This window comes from Chitinophaga polysaccharea (genome assembly GCF_007829335.1).
Taxonomy (GTDB): domain Bacteria; phylum Bacteroidota; class Bacteroidia; order Chitinophagales; family Chitinophagaceae; genus Chitinophaga; species Chitinophaga polysaccharea_B.
In genome coordinates, this window is record NZ_VIWO01000003.1 from 277,555 (window position 1) to 299,201 (window position 21,647).

11 protein-coding genes are annotated in these 21,647 nt (G+C 49.4%); 6 read left to right on the forward strand and 5 right to left on the reverse strand.

Going from position 1 to position 21,647, the window contains the following annotated elements; all coding sequences use genetic code 11:
- The first annotated feature begins 29 nt into the window (after positions 1-29).
- Both FHW36_RS12790 and FHW36_RS12795 read left to right on the forward strand, forming a co-directional pair.
- On the forward strand, positions 30-2,006 hold the full coding sequence (locus FHW36_RS12790; protein WP_145669043.1) for an alpha-L-arabinofuranosidase C-terminal domain-containing protein: 1,977 nt from the start codon (positions 30-32) through the stop codon (positions 2,004-2,006).
- Between the two features lie 64 nt (positions 2,007-2,070).
- On the forward strand, positions 2,071-2,565 hold the full coding sequence (locus FHW36_RS12795; RefSeq protein ID WP_145669046.1) for a family 43 glycosylhydrolase: 495 nt from the start codon (positions 2,071-2,073) through the stop codon (positions 2,563-2,565).
- 121 nt (positions 2,566-2,686) lie between these two features.
- Here FHW36_RS12795 and FHW36_RS12800 read toward each other — a convergent pair whose 3' ends face one another.
- On the reverse strand, positions 2,687-5,053 hold the full coding sequence (locus FHW36_RS12800) for a glycoside hydrolase family 127 protein (RefSeq protein WP_145669049.1): 2,367 nt from the start codon (positions 5,051-5,053) through the stop codon (positions 2,687-2,689).
- A gap of 200 nt (positions 5,054-5,253) precedes the next feature.
- On the opposite strand from FHW36_RS12800, the gene FHW36_RS12805 reads away from it, so the two are divergent.
- Entirely contained in the window at positions 5,254-6,414 is a 1,161-nt protein-coding gene (locus tag FHW36_RS12805; protein WP_222429064.1) for an aldose epimerase family protein, read from the forward strand.
- 68 nt (positions 6,415-6,482) lie between these two features.
- Here the strand turns inward: FHW36_RS12805 and FHW36_RS12810 are convergent, their stop codons facing one another.
- The 4 genes from FHW36_RS12810 to FHW36_RS12825 all read right to left on the reverse strand — a co-directional run bounded on the left by FHW36_RS12810 (position 6,483) and on the right by FHW36_RS12825 (position 14,118).
- Positions 6,483-7,949, reverse strand: coding sequence for a RagB/SusD family nutrient uptake outer membrane protein (locus FHW36_RS12810; protein WP_145669052.1), 1,467 nt, complete (start codon positions 7,947-7,949; stop codon positions 6,483-6,485).
- A gap of 26 nt (positions 7,950-7,975) precedes the next feature.
- Positions 7,976-11,029, reverse strand: coding sequence for a SusC/RagA family TonB-linked outer membrane protein (locus tag FHW36_RS12815; RefSeq protein WP_186452415.1), 3,054 nt, complete (start codon positions 11,027-11,029; stop codon positions 7,976-7,978).
- 646 nt (positions 11,030-11,675) lie between these two features.
- The gene (locus FHW36_RS12820; protein ID WP_145669058.1) at positions 11,676-13,124 is read right to left on the reverse strand and encodes an APC family permease; all 1,449 of its coding nucleotides are present in this window, start codon (positions 13,122-13,124) and stop codon (positions 11,676-11,678) included.
- A gap of 94 nt (positions 13,125-13,218) precedes the next feature.
- Positions 13,219-14,118 (reverse strand): AraC family transcriptional regulator, encoded by a 900-nt coding sequence (locus tag FHW36_RS12825; protein ID WP_145669061.1) that lies wholly within the window; start codon positions 14,116-14,118, stop codon positions 13,219-13,221.
- A gap of 191 nt (positions 14,119-14,309) precedes the next feature.
- On the opposite strand from FHW36_RS12825, the gene FHW36_RS12830 reads away from it, so the two are divergent.
- The 3 genes from FHW36_RS12830 (at position 14,310) to FHW36_RS12840 (ending at position 21,644) form a co-directional block, all read left to right on the forward strand.
- The gene (locus tag FHW36_RS12830) at positions 14,310-16,448 is read left to right on the forward strand and encodes a S9 family peptidase (protein WP_145669064.1); all 2,139 of its coding nucleotides are present in this window, start codon (positions 14,310-14,312) and stop codon (positions 16,446-16,448) included.
- A gap of 12 nt (positions 16,449-16,460) precedes the next feature.
- Positions 16,461-18,182 (forward strand): DUF885 family protein, encoded by a 1,722-nt coding sequence (locus FHW36_RS12835; protein WP_246121140.1) that lies wholly within the window; start codon positions 16,461-16,463, stop codon positions 18,180-18,182.
- 276 nt (positions 18,183-18,458) lie between these two features.
- A complete protein-coding gene (locus tag FHW36_RS12840; protein ID WP_145669067.1) occupies positions 18,459-21,644 on the forward strand; it encodes a SusC/RagA family TonB-linked outer membrane protein in 3,186 nt (1,061 codons plus the stop codon).
- Positions 21,645-21,647 lie beyond the last annotated feature (3 nt).

The following is a 21,647-nucleotide window of genomic DNA, read 5'->3' on the forward strand; positions in this document are numbered from 1 at the left end:
CGGGAGTGTGAAAAAAGTAATCACCACATATGAAAACAGAACGTATTATTACAACAGCGGCTTTGTTGATGGGCATGTATACCTTCCCGTCGGTAGCGCAACAGTCACTGCAATTTACCATAAAGGCCAACGAGGTAAAAGCGCCCGTAGCACCCCATATGTGGGGGATTTTCTTCGAGGATATCAACCTCAGTGCCGATGGCGGTATTTATGCAGAACTGGTGAAAAACCGCTCCTTCGAATTCAATACTCCCCTGATGGGCTGGAGTATCCCGAAGGAAACGGCGGCTAACGGCAATGTACTGGTGGTGAATCGGCATGATACCCATCCTTCCAATCCCCGCTTTGCGCGAATAACAGTAACGGGCACACGCAGTTTTGATATGGTGAATGAAGGCTTCCGTGGTATGGGTATTAAAGCCGGCGAGCAATATAATTTTTCTGTATATGCCCGTCAACAGGGCAGTACACCGGTAAAGATCAGGATAGCCCTGCTGGATGAATCCGGGAAAGAGATCGGCAATGCAGTTGTATCGCCCCAGGGTAGTGAATGGCAGCTTTATAAAGCATCATTTACTGCATCCGCTACCGTGGCCAAAGCCAAATTGCAGGTAGCATTCAGCGGACCGGGTATTCTTGACGCCGACATGATTTCCCTGTTTCCACAGCATACCTGGAAAGAACGCAGCAACGGGCTGAGAGCCGACCTGGTGCAATTGCTGGTCGACCTGCACCCGGGTTTCCTGCGTTTCCCCGGCGGTTGTATTGTAGAAGGAAAGGAGCTGACCAACCGTTATCAATGGAAGAAAACTGTAGGTGATGTGAACGATCGCGAACTGATCATCAACCGCTGGAATACGGAGTTTGCACACCGCGCCACACCGGATTACTACCAGTCGTTCGGATTGGGATTTTTTGAATATTTCCAGCTGGCGGAAGACATCGGTGCATCGCCGCTGCCTATTCTCAACTGTGGCATGGCTTGTCAGTATAACAGCGGGGAAGTAGTAGCCGTTAATGAGCTGCAGCCTTATATCCAGGATGCACTCGACCTCGTGGAATTTGCCAATGGCGATACCCACACCAAATGGGGCGCATTGCGCGCCAAAATGGGACACCCTGAGCCGTTCCACCTGAAAATGCTGGGCGTGGGCAACGAACAATGGGGGCCTCAGTATGTGGAACGCTATACTATTTTTGCAAAAGCCATCAAAGATAAATACCCCGACATCAAGTTGGTGAATAGCCTGGGGCCCAGTCCCGATGGCGATAAATTCGAGTTCCTGAATGATACGCTCCGCCGCCTGAATGCCGACATCCTGGATGAGCACTACTACAGCTCACCCGGATGGTTTTTGAGCAATGCAGGTCGCTACGATCATTACGACCGTAAAGGCCCTAAGATCTTTGCCGGCGAGTATGCAGCGCATACCAAAGATAATGGGGCCAATAAAAACTCCTGGCAGGCGGCCCTGGCGGAAGCCGCGTTTATGACAGGCCTGGAGCGCAACACCGATGTAGTGGTGATGGCCTCCTATGCGCCGCTGCTGGCACATGTAGATGGCTGGCAATGGGCGCCGGACCTGATCTGGTTCGATAACCTGCGGTCTTACGGTACGCCCAACTACTATGTACAAAAGCTCTACGCCAACCATAAAGGATCGGAAGTTGTATCCATGCTGAAAGGAAACCAGGTAATCACCGGACAAGACAGCGTATATGCTTCTGCGGTACTCGACAAGGCCACCGGGGAGCTGGTAGTGAAAATGGTGAATGCTGCTGCTACGCCCGTTCCGGTGGAAGTAGCCGTGCAGGGCGTGAAAGGGCTGGCTGCCAGCAGCCGCCTTATTACGCTGCAAAGCAACGATCTGCAGGCGCTGAATTCATTGGACGCGCCTACCCATATTGCACCTACAGAAAAGACCATCGACACCCGCCGCAAAACGATTAAAACTACCATGGCGCCCTGGTCTTTTTATGTGATCCGCACAAAGATAAATCCGTAGTTGTCTCTTGACATATTGTTATAACCGTTGACAGGTGTCAACGGTTTTTTTATTCCATTTTACTATGAATAAAGCACTAATTATCGGCTTCCTGTTCCTCTTCACAGTCAGCCAGGCCCAGTATGTACACGACCCGGTGATCATCCGCCAAGATAGCACCTGGTATCTTTTCTGTAGGGGAAATGGCATTACGGTGTACCGTTCTGCAGAACTGAACAACTGGCAACTGCAGCCTCCCGTATTTGATAGTGTGCCCGGCTGGACCGTTGCTGCGATACCAAGTTTTAAAGGGCATTTATGGGCGCCGGATATCAGCTATTATAAGGGATGGTATTACCTGTACTACGCGGTATCCACCTTTGGTAAAAACAGGTCTGCGATAGGCGTGGCCGTTAATAAGACCTTGAATCGTGCGTCACCCGATTATAAATGGATCGATAAAGGCATGGTGGTACAGTCAGTGCCCGGAAGAGATGCCTGGAACGCTATAGACCCCGATTTTATCCTGGACGGGGCCGGAGTGCCCTGGCTGAGTTTGGGCTCCTTCTGGGGGGGATAAAGCTGTTTAAACTGGATAGCACCGACTACCTGGTGTTTCATGCCTATGATGCCGTTAACCAGGGAAAACCGGTATTAAGAACGGCCCCCATTCAATGGAAGAATGGGTGGCCGGTAGTGTATTAATCTTTGATCATCCTGCATCCGTACAAGGGACCTGCACTGTTGTTGGCTTTAGGCACAAAGCGGATCTGTACCTGTTGTTTGCCTTTGGTGAGGTGCGCCGGGATAGGATAAGAAATGTCATAGAAGCGGCTGCCTTTGTACTTGTTGATATCTTCAGTGGCAATGGTAGTACCGTCTACCACGATATCGAAGGTTCTGCCGCGGTTATCCATGCCCCAGTAGGTACATTGCAGTGTATGCGTGGCCTGTGGATCTACTTTCATGGTAAAGGCAAAATATCCTTCGGGCCAGGCGATGCGCCATTTGCGGCCATGCTCTTCTTCGGTAGTGGTTTTTTCGCCGGTAAAATTGTGATCGCGTTCGGGCTGCATTTCGCCCGGGCGCAGGATATCGGTGGTGCGGGCATCCAGCTCCTGTTGCTTTTTCTTTTCCGCCGCATATACTGCCTGTTGTTGTTTCCAGCTATCGGGGCTAAATACATCCCAATACACAGTGTAATACTCATTGCGGGTGGTGTTGAAAGGCACCAGGGTAACATCCTGCGGCTGGCCGGTGCCGGCGGAACGGAAGCTGAGCTCGCGGTTGTTGACACGCTTGATCCAGGTATCGGGGGTTTGATTGGCCGTTACCAATACGGGCACTCCGCTTACCGGGTCGGGCTCTTTTTCTCCCAGTATACCCGATAACAATACGGGGCCATAGAACAGCGCCTGGCGATTAGGATTGTCAGGCATCGCTTCTGTATATACATCGGCCGGTAAAGTGAGCAATACCCGGTCGTTGTTTTTCCAGGTACGGGTGATGGTAAGATAGCCACTTTCATCTGTTGTCTGCGGTACCTGCTGTCCGTTTACCTGCAGGCTGATGCCGGGGCGGGCCCAGGCTGGTTTACGGATACGCAGGGTAAAGGCGTTTGCTTTGCGCGTGGTAACGGTAAGGGCTACACGATTATCTGCTGGCAGGGTGGAGGTCTGTGTTACGGTAACACCTTTTTCTTGCCAGTTTAGTACAGAAGGAATAAAGAGGTTCACATACAGGCTGCCGTCTTCCCCTCGATAGTAAATGCTCTCTCCATATTTTACATGGTTTTCCATGCCGGAGCCTACGCAACAGGTGAAGGTTTCAAATTCGTCGCTGTATTCTTTACGGCCACCCATACGGAGGGGTATAAAGTAGCACATCATACCGGTTTCGTGGTTTTGTGAAGCCAGGATATGGTTGTACAGTGCCTTTTCGTAATAGTCCATTAACCGGGCCTGTGGCGACAAGGCAAACAGGTGTCTTGTCAGCTTCAGCATGTTATAGGTATTGCAGGTTTCGGTAGTGTTGTCGGTTAAAGCGTCGTTGAGATGGCGGGCAGGGCCAAAGTATTCATAGTTGCTGTTGCCCCCGTTGGCGTAGGAGTGATCCCGGGTTACCACTTCCCAGAAATATTTGGCGATGGCAGCGTCTTTGGCATCTTTATTCAGTTCGTACCTGCGTATGCTGGCAATGGCCTTGGGGATCTGGGTATTGGAATGTTTACCTGGTAAAATATCTCTCCCGATAGCTAAAGAATCCAGGATCCGTTTATCATAAAAGCGATAGGAGAGATCCAGGTATTTTTTATCGCCGCTGAGGGCATAGGTATTGGCCAGTGTTTCCGCCATGCCGCCGTATTCGCAGATCAGCATTTTTTGCATCTGCTCTTCCGAGAGGTTTTTAATGATATTGCCGGTCCAGTCGGCCAGGCGTTTATTCACTTTTAGGGCAGTAGCATTATCGCAATATAGCCAGGCGTCCAGCAGGCCGGCCATAATTTTATGCACGGTATACCAGGGCGACCAGCCGCCGTTCAGGTCAAAGCCCCGGGAGCGGATATCGCCGGCGGCAATCTCCGACCATAATTTATTATCGTTGGGAAAAGCGCCAATGTAGCCATTCCCGCGTTTGTCCTGGCAAATGGCCAGTTCACTCACGAGGTAGTTGACCCGGTTCAGGTACGCTGTATCTTTCGTAGCGGCGTATTGCATGGCACAGGCCGAAAGGTAATGCCCCATGGTATGACCCGCCAGGCCGCCGGTTTCCCAACCGCCATATTGTTTGCCTTTAGGCTCCAGGCCAGCATTGGAACGGAATGCCGACAACAGCCTGTCCGGATCTATTTTAAGCAGATAATGTGCATCAGCCAGCATGGCGGTTTTGAAGGGACCATCAGATAAAGTAACATCCGATATAGGAAAAGGATATGCTTTAATGTCTACAGCCGGCAACACTTTCATCTTACTTTCTTTCCATCCGGGAACATAGGATTGTGCCTGCGCGCTGTAATAGCTTTGCAGGCCGCCCGCCAGTAACAGGCAGAGAATGATCAGTCTTTTCATGTCGTCAATGTTTAACAAGGCTAAAGCTAGCTACCACCCCGTATACTTACTTTTTAATTATTGACAGATAGTACACGTATTTTAATCAATCACGTTTTTAATTGTTAATTTGACAATAAATTTCAAATAAATTTATTTGATTGTAGCAAGATTATCCCGATATTTAGACACTCTTTTTTCACTTAATACCAAAATACGTTATGGATATGAACTTAAAGGCATTGTCCGCCCTATTGATTTCCGGTGGAACCCTCATTGCGTCCTGCAATAATGGTGCAAGTACCAAAAAGGAAGATAAGGACTCCACATCAACTACCGCCACTGCCAGCCCTTCTGCTCCCGCTAAATTCGGACAGTCGGATGGCCAGGAGGTGCTGCAATACACCCTGAAGAATGCCCATGGCATGGAAGTGAAAATACTGAACTATGGCGGTATCATTACAGATATTATTACCGCTGACAAGAATGGGCAGAAAGGCAACGTCGTTTTATCTTACGACTCCCTGTCCGGCTACCAGCAGAAAGGCCAGCCTTACTTTGGCGCGCTGATTGGCCGTTATGCCAACCGCATTGCCAACGCTAAATTCAAACTGGATGGTAAAGAATATTCCCTGGCAGCCAATGACCACGGTAATACCCTCCATGGTGGCCTCAAAGGCTTCGATAAGGTAGTATGGGGCGCCACCCCGGCCGGCGACAGCAGCCTGCAGCTCACCTACACCAGTAAAGATGGAGAAGAAGGTTATCCTGGTACCTTACAGGCTACTGTAGTGTATACACTCACTGCTGATAATGCCCTGCAAATCAACTATAAGGCTACCACCGATAAACCAACGCCTATCAACCTCACCAACCACGCTTACTTTAACCTCTCTGCAGGCAAAGACAGCAACATCCTCGGACATGAGCTGTCGCTCAAAGCCAGTCGCTATACGCCGGTAAATGATAAACTCATCCCTACCGGTAAGCTGGACCCTGTAAAAGGCACGCCTATGGACTTTACCGCCCCTAAGAAAATTGGCGCCGATATCGACAAGGTAAAAGGTGGTTATGATCACAACTGGGTACTGGATAAGAAAGATAATGAACTGGAAACCATCGCTACCCTGTATGACCCTACCAGTGGCCGTTATATGGAAGTGGCTACTACGCAACCCGGTATCCAGTTTTATACCGGCAATTTCCTGGATGGTACGCTGGCTAATACCCGCGGGGGACAAAAGTATGGACAACATGCGGCCCTCTGCCTGGAAACACAACACTTCCCTGATTCTCCCAATCAGCCATCATTCCCCAGCGTGGTCCTGAAACCAGGAGAAACATTTTCACAGACTACGGTATATAAGTTTTCCACTAAATAATAGTGCACTTAAAATAAAAATCCCGGTGGCTACCTGCCACCGGGATTTTTATTTTAGTAGAATGCCGATTAATAATTCGGATTCTGTATCAAAGTGCCTTTACTTCTATCGATTTCTGTTTGCGGCATCGGGAAAAAGTAATTCTTCGGACGGGTAAACTTGCGGGGAGCACCACCACGGGTCACTACCGAGCCATCATAGGCCAACTTCGGCTTGGCATTCAGGGCAACGATATCTACCAGTTTAGCTTTATCCCAACGCAGCAGGTCCTGCTGACGCTCATTTTCACCGCACAATTCTACCCGGCGTTCATGCATTAGTTCTTTCATACCGGCATTGGTAACGGCTGGCAGTGTGGCGGAAGCACGTTGACGTATGGCTTTGATTTCCGCATCGCCGGCGCCGGGGCCATTGAGGCGGATCTTAGCTTCGGCTACCAGCAGGTAGATGTCGGCCGAACGCATCAGCGGCGTTTTTAAGGAATAGTCTAAACCACCGGAAGGCTTCCAGGCACAGAATTTCTTATAGTGGTAACCTGTCCAGGAGGCAGCTGCATTATAAGTAGCTATACCGGTACCAATGTTTACCTGGTCACCAGGCTGCATGATGCAGATGTTTTTGCGGGGATCGCCGGCTTCAAATTCATCTACCAACCCTTTGGTAGGGTAGAAGAAGCTCCAGCCATTCCAATTCCTCGGTGCGTGATAGGTGATGAAGTCGGAATAACCGCTACCATCTACGGTTTGAACGGCCAGCAGCATTTCGCTGTTGTTGCCGGTGGCTACGCTGAAATTATCTGCATAGCGGGGCGCCAGTTTGTAGTTGGCATTGGTAATCACTTTATTGCCAACTTCAATGGCTTTATCCAGCTTTTCCCAGTTCATATACAGCTTACATAATAAGCCCCAGGCAGTACCTTTGCTGACACGGCCCTTATCACCGTCGCCGTAGCTTTCGGGCAACTGGTCAGCGGCGGCCAGCAGATCGGTTTCAATCTGGGCACGCAGCTGATCTGCACTTACTTTAGGTTTGTTGTAGTTGGATTTCACCACGTCGTCCTCTGTAACCATTGGCGCTTCGCCATAAATCAGCAGCAGTCGCCAGTAGGCGAAGGCGCGGAAGAAATGGGCCTCTCCAAGGCAACGGTTTTTAATAGCCGGGTCTATATCGGTTATTTTAGGCACGTAGATCAGTACGTTGTTGGCGCGGTTAATCGTTTCATATTTCCATCTCCAGCCTACTTTTACACTATAGGTAGATGCGTCATAGCTATAATCTTCGATGGCAGCATCGTAGTCGTGGTCACCACCGCGTACCTGGTCGTCGGAGCAGTTGTCAAAAACAAACTCGTTGAAACCGGTATAATCTTCTTCCAGTAACACGTTATAGATACCGGTAACACCGTCTACTGCATCGCTCTGGTTACGCCAGTAGTTGCCGGTAGTGTAGTTCCCCTTGGGTTTTACATCGAGCACGCTTTTACAGCCTGCCATAAATAATGCGGAAAATGCGAGTATATATTTGATCCGTTTCATGATAATTCAATTTAAGTTCCCGTTAATCAAAAGTTGAGCGTAGCGCCAAAAGTAAAGGTCCTGGCCTGTGGATAGGCGGCTACGTCTACCCCTCTTTGCCTGTTGCCATCCCTGGTGCCGTTAGCGCCGTCGGTGGAGGTGCTGTATCCCAGTTGTGGGGTAAGTCCTGAATATTTGGTGAGGATAAACAGGTTTTGCGCTGCCACATATACATGGATATCGGAAATACCGCTACGGCCCCATACTTTGGCTGGGATGGTATATCCCAGGGACGCATTTTTGAGGGCAAAGTAATTACCATTTTCCACGAAGCGATCAGATACGCGGTTGTTCTGGTTAGCATTGCCCAGGGTCATGCGGGGTACGGAGTTGCTGGTACCTTCGCCATGCCAGCGGTTGAGCGCATCGGCGTACATATTGTAGGGATAGTTGGGATCCATGCCCTGCATTTTATCGGCGTTGTAGAGCTTTACGCCGCTTACACCGGCAAAGGACAGGCTCAGGTCAAATCCTTTGTAGCCGGCGCTGGCCTGGATACCGTATACCATTTTCGGATTGGGACTGCCCAGGTTAACGCGGTCTTTTTCATTGATGATACCATCGCCGTTGGTGTCAACGAAAATGACATCGCCGGGTTTGATGTTATCCTTGTTGGGATCATTTTTAATATTCGGATCGCTCTTGATTTGTGCATCGTTTTGATAGATACCATCTGTTTTCCAACCGTAGTAGGAGGCCAGCGGCTGTCCTACATAGGTACGGGAAATTTCCTGTCCCTGGCGGCCATAAGGGGTGGAGCCGATATAGGAAGTAGGATCATAGAGCTTGGTCACTTCATTTTTGATGAAGGAAGCGTTGGCGCTGATGTTATAGTGAAAACGGTCGTTACCGCCCTGGTAGCTGGCTTCAAGTTCCCAACCTTTGTTGTTCAGCTGTCCCAGGTTACGGTCGGGGATAGCGGAAGTACCATGCAGGTCCATCTCCGGTGCTGGCACCAGCATGTCGCGGGTTTTCTTGTTAAACCAGGTGATGGTGGTGTTCAGGCGGTTGTTGAGGAAACCTGCTTCCAGGCTGATATTGGTCATTTCTGCTTTTTCCCAGGTAATATCAGGGTTGGCCAGGCGGGAATTCCACACGCCGGTGTACGGGTTTTCACCGAAGTTATAGCGTCTGTCTTTATCGATAGGTGCCAGGTATTGGAAGTCGGCCACGTTCTGGTTACCAAGTTGTCCCCAGCCGCCGGTGATTTTCAGGTTGCTGATGGCTTTCACGTTATCCTTGAAAAAGGTTTCGTCTGAAATGCGCCATCCTGCGGAAAAGGCGGGAAAATAGCCCCAGCGTTGGTCGGGTGCAAACCGGGAGGAACCGTCGGCGCGGAAGGTAACGGTGAGCAGGTACTTGTCTTTATAGCCATAGAAGCCTCTTACAAAGCCGGAAGCGATGGCGTTGGAGGCGTAGTAGTTACCGGTTGCATCGTGGATATCGTTACCATTGCTTAATACCCGTTGATCCAACGCTTCGTCGTTATAGCCCCAGCGGTCGCCCCGGAACCAGGAGCCATTGAAGGTTTGCTGGGAATAACCGCCGGTGAGGGTGATGTGGTGCACTTGTGAAAATACCTTGTTGTAAGTCAGGAATACTTCACTGAGCTGGTTATTATTAGTTTCATTGCGGTTAAATAATTCGGCGTGGTCGCGGGCCCTGGTCTGATCCAGCACTTTAGGCGCAAAGCTGTATTGATTGGCCATGGAGCCATCGAAGCCGAAGTTACCGCGGAGGGTGAGGCCGTCGGTAATTTCCAGTTCGCCGTATACGCTGGCCAGCATGCGATAGTTTTTAATCCAGGTATCGGTGGTTTCCGCGGTGTATACCGGGTTGTTGATATCGCCCAGTTCATTGCTGGCTTTGGAGCTGCCATAGCTGCCATCCGGGTTATGCACGGGAATAGCAGGGTTGAAGCGAAGGGCGCTGAAGATAAGGCCGGTCTGGCTGGAATAGGTATCCGGACCGCTACTTTTCTTGTACGTCAGCTGCATGTTTTCACCTACTTTAAAACGCTTGCCCAGCTTGTGTTCTGAGTTGATGCGAACAGAGTAGCGTTGAAAATAGGAGTTGGTGATGATACCATTTTCTTTGTAGTACCCTGCGCTGACCAGGTAGTTGGAGCTGCTGTTGCCACCGCGCAGGCTTACGTCAGCGTTGGTGATATCGCCGGAACGCAATAGCGCGCGCTGCCAATCGGTGCGCTGCGTGGAATAATACGCGTCTTTCCAGATGGCATCTACCGGTACGCCATCGTTGGTATAGCGTTCCTGTTTGAGCATGGCCAGTTCGGGTGCGGTGAGCAGGGGAATATAGCGGACGGTGTTGGAAACGCCCCGGTATAAGTTAACGGAGGTTTTCAGTTTTTCACCATAGTTACCTTTTTTAGTGGTGATGATCACTACGCCATTGGCGGCCCGGGTACCGTAGATCGCGGAAGAGGAGGCGTCTTTGAGTATTTCCATGGAGGCAATGTCGTTAGGGTTTACATCACTGAGTCCGCCGGCGGGGATGCCATCGATAATGATTAGTGGATCGGCGTTGTTGATGGTACCGGTACCACGTATACGAATAGAGGGGGTGCTGCCGGGGGCGCCGTCGGAGCGGACGATGTCCACGCCGGAAACGCGGCCCTGGATGGCTTGTGCGGCATCCGGTACCGGTATGTTTTTAATATCGGATCCCTTCACGGAAGCAATAGTACCGGTCACATCTCTGCGGGTTTGTACACCGTAACCTACTACCACTACTTCTCCCAGGCCTTTGGTGGTAGCGGCCAGGGATACATTGATCACTGTTTTGTCGCCAATGGTGATTGTTTGCGGTTCATAGCCTATAAACGTGAACAAAACCGATTTAGCACCCGCGGATAAAGAAAGGGTGTAGTTCCCTTTTGTATCGGTGATGGCGCCATTGCTGGTGCCGGGTACGGTTACGTTTACGCCGGGCAATCCTTGCCCGTCAGCTGCTCCGGTGACTTTCCCGGTAATGGTCTTTTGGGCAAAAGCCGCGCTGGCAGCGGCACATAAGAAGACCATCAGAAAGCATAATTTTCCAGTGAATGAATACCTCATGATAAAATGAATAAGACGTGAATAGAAGAAACGTGATCGCAACAGTTATACGGCTTGTTCTTTTCTGTTGTCGCTTTGCTGTTTTTTGGCGGTGATAAAATAAAATTTGCTAAATCGTTTTTGCGATGTTGCCTGTTTTTTTGTCGGCGTAATATGGTTTTTAATGTGGACGAATAATGATTGCTAAATTGTTATGGCACGCTGCTGTTGTAGGTATTGTTAGATTTAGATAAATAAACGGGCGTACAAAAATGGGATGAAAGAGGTTGACATGGTTACTCGATTAGCATTCTCACAGTTCGACAGATGGTGACCACACCGCAGATGATCCGTTGATTATTGGTATTACACTCCCACAGTACACACTTCACAACATGGTTGGTTCAACCGAAAAATACACTTTTTTTTGGCTGACAAGCACAGAATTTTTTTCTGTTGCCAGAAAGGTAGTGAATTTTACAAATGTAAGGGTATAGTTTTTTATCGGGGATTGATACTGGATTAAATAAGTATTAACTGTGGAAACAGGGGAGAAGGAATACTTATTGGCAAAATAAAAGCCGGGAACCACTTAAAGGGCCCCCGGCAAAGGTTGGTTTATCAGGTAATTTTAAGGCTGTGCATCTGCAGTTTCCCGCGCGGAAACAGCCGCTGCTTCGCCATTTTTGCGTTTATTGGCCAGGTAGTAAACAGGAATGCCCGACAAAGTAATGATCAATCCCGGCCAGGTAAACCTGGGCTTGTAAATAAATAATAACCCACAAAACGCCAGCCCCATAATAATATATAATATCGGTAGTACCGGGTAACCAAATGCTTTATAGGGGCGCTCTGCATGGGGGCGTTTCTTACGCAGGATAAAAATACCGGCAATGGTAAGCATATAAAAAGCTACCACCACAAAGGATATCATGTCGAGTAAGTCGCCATACCGGCCGCTTAAGCACCACAAACAAGCCAGCAAACATTGAATCCATAGCGCAAAAGATGGTACCGCCGCTTTGTTGAGTGTGCCGGCCCGCTTGAAAAATAAACCATCATTGGCCATGGTATGATATACCCGGGCACCGGCCAGTATCAACCCGTTGTTACATCCAAAAGTAGATACCATGATCATCACGGCAATGACTATCGTGCCTGCATTTCCCAGCACAGCCTGTGACACGGACACGGCTACACGATCTTTAGGGGCATGTGCTATTTCGGATAAAGGAAGTACGGAGAGATAGGTAATATTGGTGAGCAGGTAAACTACGGTTACAATAGCGGTACCCAGGAATAAACTTAACCCTATATTCCGTTTTGGATTCTTTATTTCGCCGGCTACAAAAGCCACATTATGCCAGGAGTCGCTGCTGAATACAGACCCCACCATAGCAGCCGCGATTGCGCCAAAAGCGGCCATGGTAGTATAGGAAGCAGCGGTACCGGTATCAGTTAACGCATGCAGGTGCCAGGCATCCTGCCAGTTGGCCTGCCATACCGCCGGCTTTAAGGCCACCAGTCCACACACAATCAGCGCACCCAGGCTGATTAATTTGGTGAGGGTGAAGGTGGTTTGTATGGTTTTACCTCCCTCAATACCCCGTGTATTCATATACGTGAGAAATACAATGACGAGTATCGACAACAGCTGTGCGGCCGTGATCTGCAGGCTGCCCAGTGGCAGCACTACATTTTCTTCACTGAATACCGGCAACAGGTAAGCGGTGAACTTGGCAAAGGCTACCCCCACGGCCGCAATGGTTGCGGTTTGTATAACCGTAAAAAAACTCCAGCCATACAGGAAGGCCGTCATCGGGTTGTAGGCTTCTTTCAGGTATATATATTGTCCGCCAGCGCGGGGAAACATGCCACTCAGCTCGCCATAGCTCAGCGCGGCGGTAAGGGTCATAAAGCCCGTAATAAGCCATACGAGCAATAGCCAGCCCGCGCTACCGGTATGCCGCGTAATATCGGCGCTGACAATAAATATTCCGGAACCGATCATACTGCCCGCCACCATCATGGTGGCATCCAGCAGCTTGATAGAAGGCTTGAATGAAGGAGTGGCTGACATAAGTAGCTATCGTAATTTGGTTGATATGCAGGTATTTGTACTCCTTAAAACTACAGCTACTTTGCTGGCTATTCTATTCGCTTATTGACCAATACTATGCAGATTTTGTACTGCCGTCATGGTCCAGCTGGTCATATTCCCGCAGGTAGCTGCGGGGCGATTTTCCCGTAATACTCTTAAATACCCGGTTGAAGTTGGCAATGCTGTTGAAACCACAGTTGTAAGCTACCGTGGCAATGCTGTCGAATGAACCGCCCGCCAGCTTTTTACAGGCTTCATTGATCCGCACTTCGTTGAGGAATGATACAAAGGTTAAACGGGTATGTTTTTTAAAATACCGGCAAAAGGCCTGTGGCGTCATATGCGCCTCGCGGGCAATGTCTTCCAGCTTTATCTCGGTATCATAATGCTGCATGATATAATTGTAGATATACCCGATACGGATACCTTCCTGTTCATTTACAGACGATAACCTCGACCCGGTAATCAATGGCTCCAGGTTTTTCAGCGTAAGAAAGAAATTCATCAGGTCTACAAACGCCATGAACTGCAAGATGCCCTGCGACTGATGGATTTTCAACATGCGGCTGGATACCTCCAGCACATGCGCCTCCGGGATCTTAAATCCATTTTTCGACTGCTCTACAAATGATTTGATCTTCTTGAACTCCGGCAGATCAAATAATGGCGCCAGCTTACCATCGGGATTGAAGAACACCGTGAGCGCCTGCACATTCTTTTTGTTCTTTCCCACAAACGGCATCGCCTCACTCTTTAACACATGCGGCTGATTACTGCCTATCCAGTATATTTCATTGGACCAGAAAGCATGCATATTGTTTTCCACTATCAGGGTACCCTGCCCATGCTGTATCCAGGTTAACTGGATCTCTTCATGCCGGTGCAGATGCGGATAAAATGCAGGCAAGGAATCATGCTGCGTGATAATAGTTTTATCATGCGCTACAGGGATGGTAAACTGTAATACTTTCATGGAATCACATTATTCTTTTTTTAACACCTTTGAAGGATTTGAGCCTCAATTTAGGTGAAGATATGAGAACAAGTTATTAAAAAACGTTTAAAAACTAAACTTTGTGCATAGTACTTTTAATAAAAATATATCCACCAGGTTATCGATTAACTGTCGAAACTACATTTATTTACAACAGACCGGAATGACTTATGAAATACAAGAAAATACTTTGCTGGCTGTTTTTATGGGGCGCTCCTGCCGCCTGCCTGCATGCACAGCAAAGTAAACCAACACCTTATCAGCCCACGCATGCAGAGATACTGCAACGCTACCGCAATGCGCAGCGACTGGATACCGTTACCCGGAAAACGGTGTTTAAACACAATGTCGACGCCAACTGGCTGCCCGGCGGAACGTCTTTCTGGTATGCCAATACGGCCAGGGACAGCAGTCGCACTTTTTACCTGGTACAAGCCGCCACAGGGAAAAAAGAGCTGGTGACCGACTCCGCAAAAATTGCGCAACTCAAAAAAGACGCCCTGGCGCCTAACGCCGTTCGTTCCCATGAACCCAGCCGCTGGGAAGGGTTTGCGACCGACAGCCTTTCACCGGACAAACAATGGGTTGCCGTTACAATCGATGGCAATGTGTATGTCCGCTCGGTGAAAGACGGGTCCCTCACCCAGTTTACCAAAGATGGCAAGGACGCTAAGGACTTCTACGGCGCACTGGCCTGGTCGCCCGACAGTAAGTACCTCGTAGGCTACCGCATCCACCCCGTAGAAGATTCGTCCGTTTACTATGTGCTCACCGACGTACCCGGCACCACCCGCGGGCAACTCCGCTCTCAGCCCTATAAGCAACCTGGCGATCCGTTTACCTCCTACGAAATGTACCTGTTTACACTCGCCGGCCATACCACCACCAAAGTCAATACCGACATCATCGACTTCTTCGATGCGCCCGTATTGCACTGGCGGCATAACGATGCCCGCTACTTCCTCTACGAAAAAGTAGACCGCGGACACCAACGCTTCCGGGTTATGGAGATAGATGCCAGCAACGGACAAACCCGTACGGTACTGGATGAGAAGTCGCCCACCTTTATTTATGAATCGAGGTTGTATACCCACTACCTCCCCGAAACCAACGAAATGCTCTGGACCTCCGAAAAAGACGGCTGGCGGCATATCTACCTGGTAAACACCCTCACCGGGGAAATTAAAAACGAGGTGACAAAAGGCGACTGGCTGGTAAGGGAAATAGACAGCGTAGATGCAAAGAAACGGGAAATCTGGTTTCGTGGCAGCGGCAGGAATAAGAATGAAGATCCTTACTTCGAACATTATTACCGTGTCAACTTCGCCGGCAATAAGCTGGTAGACCTTACTCCAGGCAACGGTAACCACCTGGCTTTCTTTTCTCCCGACAGAAAATACTTTATAGACAAATACTCACAGGTAAACGTGCCACCGGTAAATGAATTGCGCCGTACGGAAGACGGGAAGCTCATCACCGTGCTGGAAAAAGCAGATGTAAGCGCCTGGCAGGCGATCGGGGTGCCTTTCCCGACGCCATTTACTGCCAAAGGCCGGGATGGCGTAACGGATATCTGGGGCATTATGTGCCGCCCGACAGATATTGATTCCACCAAACAATACCCGGTAGTAGAAAACATTTATGCAGGTCCCCAGGATGCTTTTGTTCCCAAGAATTTCATGAGCTACTACAGCGATATGCAAGGCCTGGCCGACCTGGGATTTATCGTGGTGCAAATCGACGGCATGGGCACTGCTAACCGCTCCAAGGCCTTTCATGATGTATGCTGGAAGAACCTGGCCGACGCGGGCTTCCCAGACCGCATTGCCTGGATTAAAGCCCTGGCACAGCAATACCCGTTTGTAGATACCTCGCGGGTAGGGCTATACGGCACTTCCGCCGGCGGACAAAATGCACTCGGCGGGTTACTTTTCCATCCGGAGTTTTATAAAGCGGCTGTGGCTTCCTGTGGCTGCCACGATAACCGCGTGGATAAGCAATGGTGGAATGAGCAATGGATGGGATACCCGGTAGGCAAACATTATGAAGAACAGTCCAATGTTACCAATGCCGGCAAATTAAAAGGTGATCTGATGTTGATGGTAGGAGAAGCAGATACTAACGTGCCGCCGGAGTCGACTTATCGTGTTATTAACGCGCTGATTAAAAACGGGAAGCGATTTGATTTCCTGCCCATACCAGGCATGGGACATAGTGATGGTGGCCCCTATGGCCGTTCCCGGCGCCGCGACTTTTTTGTTCAGCACCTGTTACATACCACACCACCCGATAAAAATATCAACGAATAAAATATCAGCTACTTGAAAAAAATACTATCACTGATGGCCGGTCTGCTGTTGCAACAGGCCATCACCTATGCGCAATCTGCCGATAACGACCTGTATCAGCAAACCAGTGAAGTAAATAATATCATGGTGCAATACGAGGCGGATGCCGGCAACCTACGTCGTTTTTATTTTGTAGAAACATCGCCGGAGCATATTACCCGTATGAATGCGCTCATAAAAAGCTACCAGCAACGCCTGGAGGCGTTGGACTACAGCCATCTTAATGTAGGTGCCCAGGTAGACTATACGCTGTTTCGTCGCCGGCTCATTTCCGCGGCAGAAGACCTGAAAGAGGGCAGCGAGGAAAATGAACAAGTGAAGAAATGGTTCCCCTTTGCGGATAAGATTTACCAGGTGGAACAAAGCCGCCGCCGCGGTACCAAACCGGATGCGCTCGCACTGGCAGCGCAGCTTAGCAGTATTGCCAAAGAAATTGTGGGATTGAAAGCCCGGCTGGAAAAAGACAGCAGCTTTACGCAACAGGTTGCCCGCAGGGGAGCGGCTACAGCTAAAGGTCTGCGCCAGGCGCTCAACAGCGTATACCTATTTTATAATGGTTATGATCCGCTCTTTTCCTGGTGGATACCGGCGCCCTATCAGCAAGTAGACAGCCTCTTAAAAAACTATGGCGCCACCTTTGCCGTCAAAGAAAAAAGCAGCGCTAAAATGCCGGACGATGGCAGCGGCATTGCCGGTCATCCTATCGGTCGCGCTGCCCTGATCAGAGGGCTACAGGAAGAAATGATTCCCTATTCCCCTGAAGAGCTACTGGCCATTGCCAATAAAGAATTTGCTTTCTGCGATGCAGAAATGGAAAAAGCTACCCGTGAAATGGGATTGGGTACGGATTGGAAAGCAGCCATGGAAAAGATAAAGAATACCTATGTGGCACCGGCCGATCAGCCGGAGGCAATGATGAAGTTATACAACGAATCAGTGGACTTCCTGAAGCAGAAAGACCTCATCACCCTTCCGCCGCTGGCAGAGGAAACCTGGCGTATGATCATGATGACGCCGGAGCGCCAGCTGGTAAATCCCTTCTTTACCGGAGGAGAGGAGTTCAGTGTATCCTATCCCGTTAGCAGCATGAGCCACGACGACAAGATGATGAGCATGCGCGGTAATAATCCCCATTTCTCCCGTGCTACGGTGCACCACGAATTGCTGGCCGGACATGCGTTGCAGGAGTTTATGCAAAACCGTTACAAAGCTTACCGGCATTTTGAAACGCCTTTCTGGATCGAAGGATGGGCCCTGTATTGGGAGAGATTGTTGTGGGACCAGGGCTTTGCCAAATCTCCGGAAGACCGTATCGGTATGCTCTTCTGGCGTAAGCACCGTTGTGCCAGGATCATCTTCTCTATCAACTACCACCTCGGTAAGTGGACGCCCCAGCAATGTATCGACTTCCTGGTAGACCGTGTAGGCCACGAACGCGCCAATGCAGAAGGAGAGGTACGCCGTTCTTTCGTGGGTGGCTACAGTCCCCTTTACCAGATCGCCTACATGATTGGTGGCCTCCAGTTCGAAGCCCTTAAGAAAGAACTGGTAGACAGTGGAAAAATGACGTACAAACAATACCATGACGCCGTACTGAGAGAAAATATGATGCCCATAGAAATGCTGCGGGCTATCCTGCTCAATAAGCCCGTGCCGAAAGACTTTAACAGCGGCTGGCGCTTTTATAAATTATAAAAGGAGATCGCAAACAGATGTAAAGGAGGAACGCCCCCAGGGCATTCCTCCTTTCTTTTACAGAAGCCTGCCTGTTAAAATCATCAGCCTATGAGTTAATTTTCAGGTAGTAATATCCGCACTTTTAAAATAGTTTTGTAACAAATAATAATTGTCAATACAACACTTAATTAAAATCAGCCAAAAAGAACGTCCATTGCCTTGTCGACAGTGCATGTATAGACCTGTATCATAGAATATCAACCAGAATTTTTCAACACAGCTAAATCCTTCTCCATGCGAAAACTTGTCATGGCCTTTATCGCCTTACTGGCGGTCTTACCATCTGTTGCCCAAACAGTAAAAGTAACGGGTACCATCACAGATGAAAGAAGCGGGCCACTTCCCGGCGCCTCCGTAAAAATTAAGGGGGGCTCCCAGGGCGTTGTCACCAACGACAAAGGTGAATTTGCTATCATGGCATCGCCGGATGCTACCCTGGAAATCAGTTTTGTTGGTTACCTCAAACAGGAACAAAAATTAAAAGGCCGGTCCCATCTCAGCATTGTACTAACACAAAAGAACGGTGCACTGGAAGATGTGGTTGTTATCGGTTACCAGACCGTAAACCGGAGAAAAGCTACTGCAGCGGTATCCAGCATCCGGGGCAAAGATATTGAAAACATCCCTGCCGGTAGTTTTGAACAACTGCTCCAGGGACGTATGTCGGGCGTAAACGTACAGAACTTTACCGGTGAACCCGGCGCCGCACCCACTATTTCGGTAAGAGGTAACACCGCTATCGGTACTTCTTACCAGAACAACCAATACAAAATCCTCAACAAACCGCTGTATGTTATTGATGATGTACCGCAGTTCAGCGATGATATGGTAGGTCCGGACATAGGCACCGGGACCAATAACATTGCCGGCTTAAACCCTAACGAAATTGAATCCGTGGACGTATTGAAAGACGCCGCCGCTGCGGCGGTATACGGCTCCCGCGGCGCCAACGGCGTAATTATCATCAAAACAAAACGCGCCCGCACCGGATCACCCCGTTTTAGTATTTCTACTTACGGAGGACTAACGGAAATACCTAAGCTCCGTACCGTACTGGTAGGCGCAGCAGAGCGCAGGGAAAAAATACGTCTCTACGACGACGCTTTTGCCGGTAACCAGGACCGCCTCATTCACCGGAGCCTGATCATGACGGATAGCCTCAATCCTGATCTGAATAAGGCTACCGACTGGCAACGGCTGTTTTACCGCAACGGGTTTATCCGCAACGTAGACCTTAACGTATACGGGGGTACGGAGTACAACACCTACCGCTTATCCGCCGGCTATTATAAGGAAGATGGTATTGTAAAAGCCTCCGGATTCAAACGTTATACGCTCAATTACTCTTCCTCTATCCGCACTAAAAATGGTGCGTTGGAAGTGATTCCCAATATCCGACTGGCCCGTATGGAAAGAGGCCGCGGGTCGGGTAGCGCTGATCTGCTGGGCGCAGTAGGGCAAAGTATGCCTTCTTCGCTTTTCGCCGCCGATGATAATAGCCTGCAACGCGTACTAGGCCGGTACAACAGCAATATGGATATCAATACCGATAACCAGGTGAACGGCGATATTTCGCTTAACCTGCGATTATCCAGGCAGTTGTCTTTCCGCTCCCGAAACTCCGTGGCCATGGTAATGAGCCGCCGCGACGTATCGGTACCCGGTGATCTGAATGCAGACTTAGGAAATTCGGCTACCTCCAACAGTGGCTTACAACAAAGCTATACTACCTCCAATGACCTCAACTGGAATGCCGTTTTTGGCAAGGCTAAAGAACATACCATTAACGCCATCATAGGCCAGGAAGTACAATACAGCACTTACCAGAATACGTATGCGCGCGGCGATCGCGGCGCCAGCGATCAGATCCAGGTGGTGAACGGATTTCCACAGGGACCTTATCTCTATGGTAGTTCTTCGTATTCGGCTTTCGGGATACTGTCGCTGTTTTCCCGTATCAACTATGACTATAAAAGTACTTACCTGCTGTCGGCCTCCCTGCGTGGCGACGCGGCTTCCAGCTTCGGGCCCAATAATAAATGGGGCTACTTTCCCGCAGTTTCTGCCGGCTGGATCATCAGCAATGAACCTTTTATGCGTCGCTACGCCAGCTGGCTGTCGATGCTGAAATTAAGAGGAAGCTACGGCGTACTGGGTAACCTGCCCGGCGATTACTACCTGCAATACAGCCTGTATAACATTGGCGGCGCCGGCTACAATGGTAGCAACCTGAATCCTAACACCTATAATGGTACGGTAACCATTACGCCGCAGTTTGGCTCTGGCGGCGTAGCGCAGAAGGATATCAGCTGGGAGAAAACCGGTAGCTGGAACGGAGGGATAGAAGCAGAGCTGATGAACGGAAAGTATTATTTCAGTGCAGACGTATACGTGAAAAACAGTAAAGCCGGATTGATTGATATGAACCTGCAAAGTACGACCGGTATTGCTACTGCCAAAACAAACGGTGCCCAGATCCGTAACTCGGGGATTGATATCAATTTCCAGTTCCGCAATGTGTTGCCGGAAAAGAGCGCCCTGCGCTGGGAAATTTTATGGAATGTGAGCATGAACCAAAACCTGGTGGTTAACCTGCCGAACGACAATCGGGATATTACCTTCGGCAACCTGTTTAACACTACGCATATCCTTACACGCGGAAAAGCGGTGAATACTTTTTACCTGCTGAAAACACTGGGCGTGTATGCCACCGACGACGATGTGCCCACAGATAGATATACCGGCAAGAAATTCCAGGTGGGTGCCGTGAACGATCCCAATGCCAACAACCCTTTCCGGGCCGGGGAATTCATTTTTGCTGATCTTGATGGAGATGGGATTATAGATGCATTCAACGGCGGCATTTCAGGTGATAAGATTCCCTATGGTAATCCCAATCCTTTCCTGACAGGTGGTATTACACAGAATTTTTACTGGAAGAATTTCACTTTCGGGTTCCTCTGCACCTTCACTTTTAAAAGAGATGTTTTAAATCTCTATGACTCAGATACCTACGGCCGCTATGGTTGGGATCAATCAGGTAGCGAGTTCTCCAAATATGCTGTGTCTGATCTCTCCAAAATGAATATCTGGCGCAAACCAGGCGATAAAGCGGAGTACGCCAGGATGGACATTGGCACCTACCGTTATTACTACCGGGCCGATCAGACTTTCTTCCTGGAAAAAGGCGATTATTTCCGCATCAAGAACATTTCTATGGGGTATGCACTTTCCCAGAAAGCATTGAAGCCGCTGCACCTGAGCAGACTGCGCTTCTACGGTCTGATGGATAATGTATACATTTTCCAGGCGTCGAAGAAATTGCCGGATGCCGAAAACGTAAATCCTTATGGAGAGTATAACGGTGTCGGCTATCCGAGCCCGCATAAATATACCCTGGGCATTGATGTAGGATTTTAAACA

Bases quoted from the DNA above. Each gene is read 5' to 3' on its own strand.
- FHW36_RS12810 (WP_145669052.1), bottom strand. From the start codon at position 7,949: ATGAAACGGATCAAATATATACTCGCATTTTCCGCATTATTTATGGCA.
- FHW36_RS12840 (WP_145669067.1), top strand. From the start codon at position 18,459: ATGCGAAAACTTGTCATGGCCTTTATCGCCTTACTGGCGGTCTTACCA.
- FHW36_RS12790 (WP_145669043.1), top strand. From the start codon at position 30: ATGAAAACAGAACGTATTATTACAACAGCGGCTTTGTTGATGGGCATG.
- FHW36_RS12815 (WP_186452415.1), bottom strand. From the start codon at position 11,029: ATGGTCTTCTTATGTGCCGCTGCCAGCGCGGCTTTTGCCCAAAAGACC.
- FHW36_RS12830 (WP_145669064.1), top strand. From the start codon at position 14,310: ATGAAATACAAGAAAATACTTTGCTGGCTGTTTTTATGGGGCGCTCCT.
- FHW36_RS12805 (WP_222429064.1), top strand. From the start codon at position 5,254: ATGGATATGAACTTAAAGGCATTGTCCGCCCTATTGATTTCCGGTGGA.
- FHW36_RS12795 (WP_145669046.1), top strand. From the start codon at position 2,071: ATGAATAAAGCACTAATTATCGGCTTCCTGTTCCTCTTCACAGTCAGC.
- FHW36_RS12800 (WP_145669049.1), bottom strand. From the start codon at position 5,053: ATGAAAAGACTGATCATTCTCTGCCTGTTACTGGCGGGCGGCCTGCAA.
- FHW36_RS12820 (WP_145669058.1), bottom strand. From the start codon at position 13,124: ATGTCAGCCACTCCTTCATTCAAGCCTTCTATCAAGCTGCTGGATGCC.
- FHW36_RS12825 (WP_145669061.1), bottom strand. From the start codon at position 14,118: ATGAAAGTATTACAGTTTACCATCCCTGTAGCGCATGATAAAACTATT.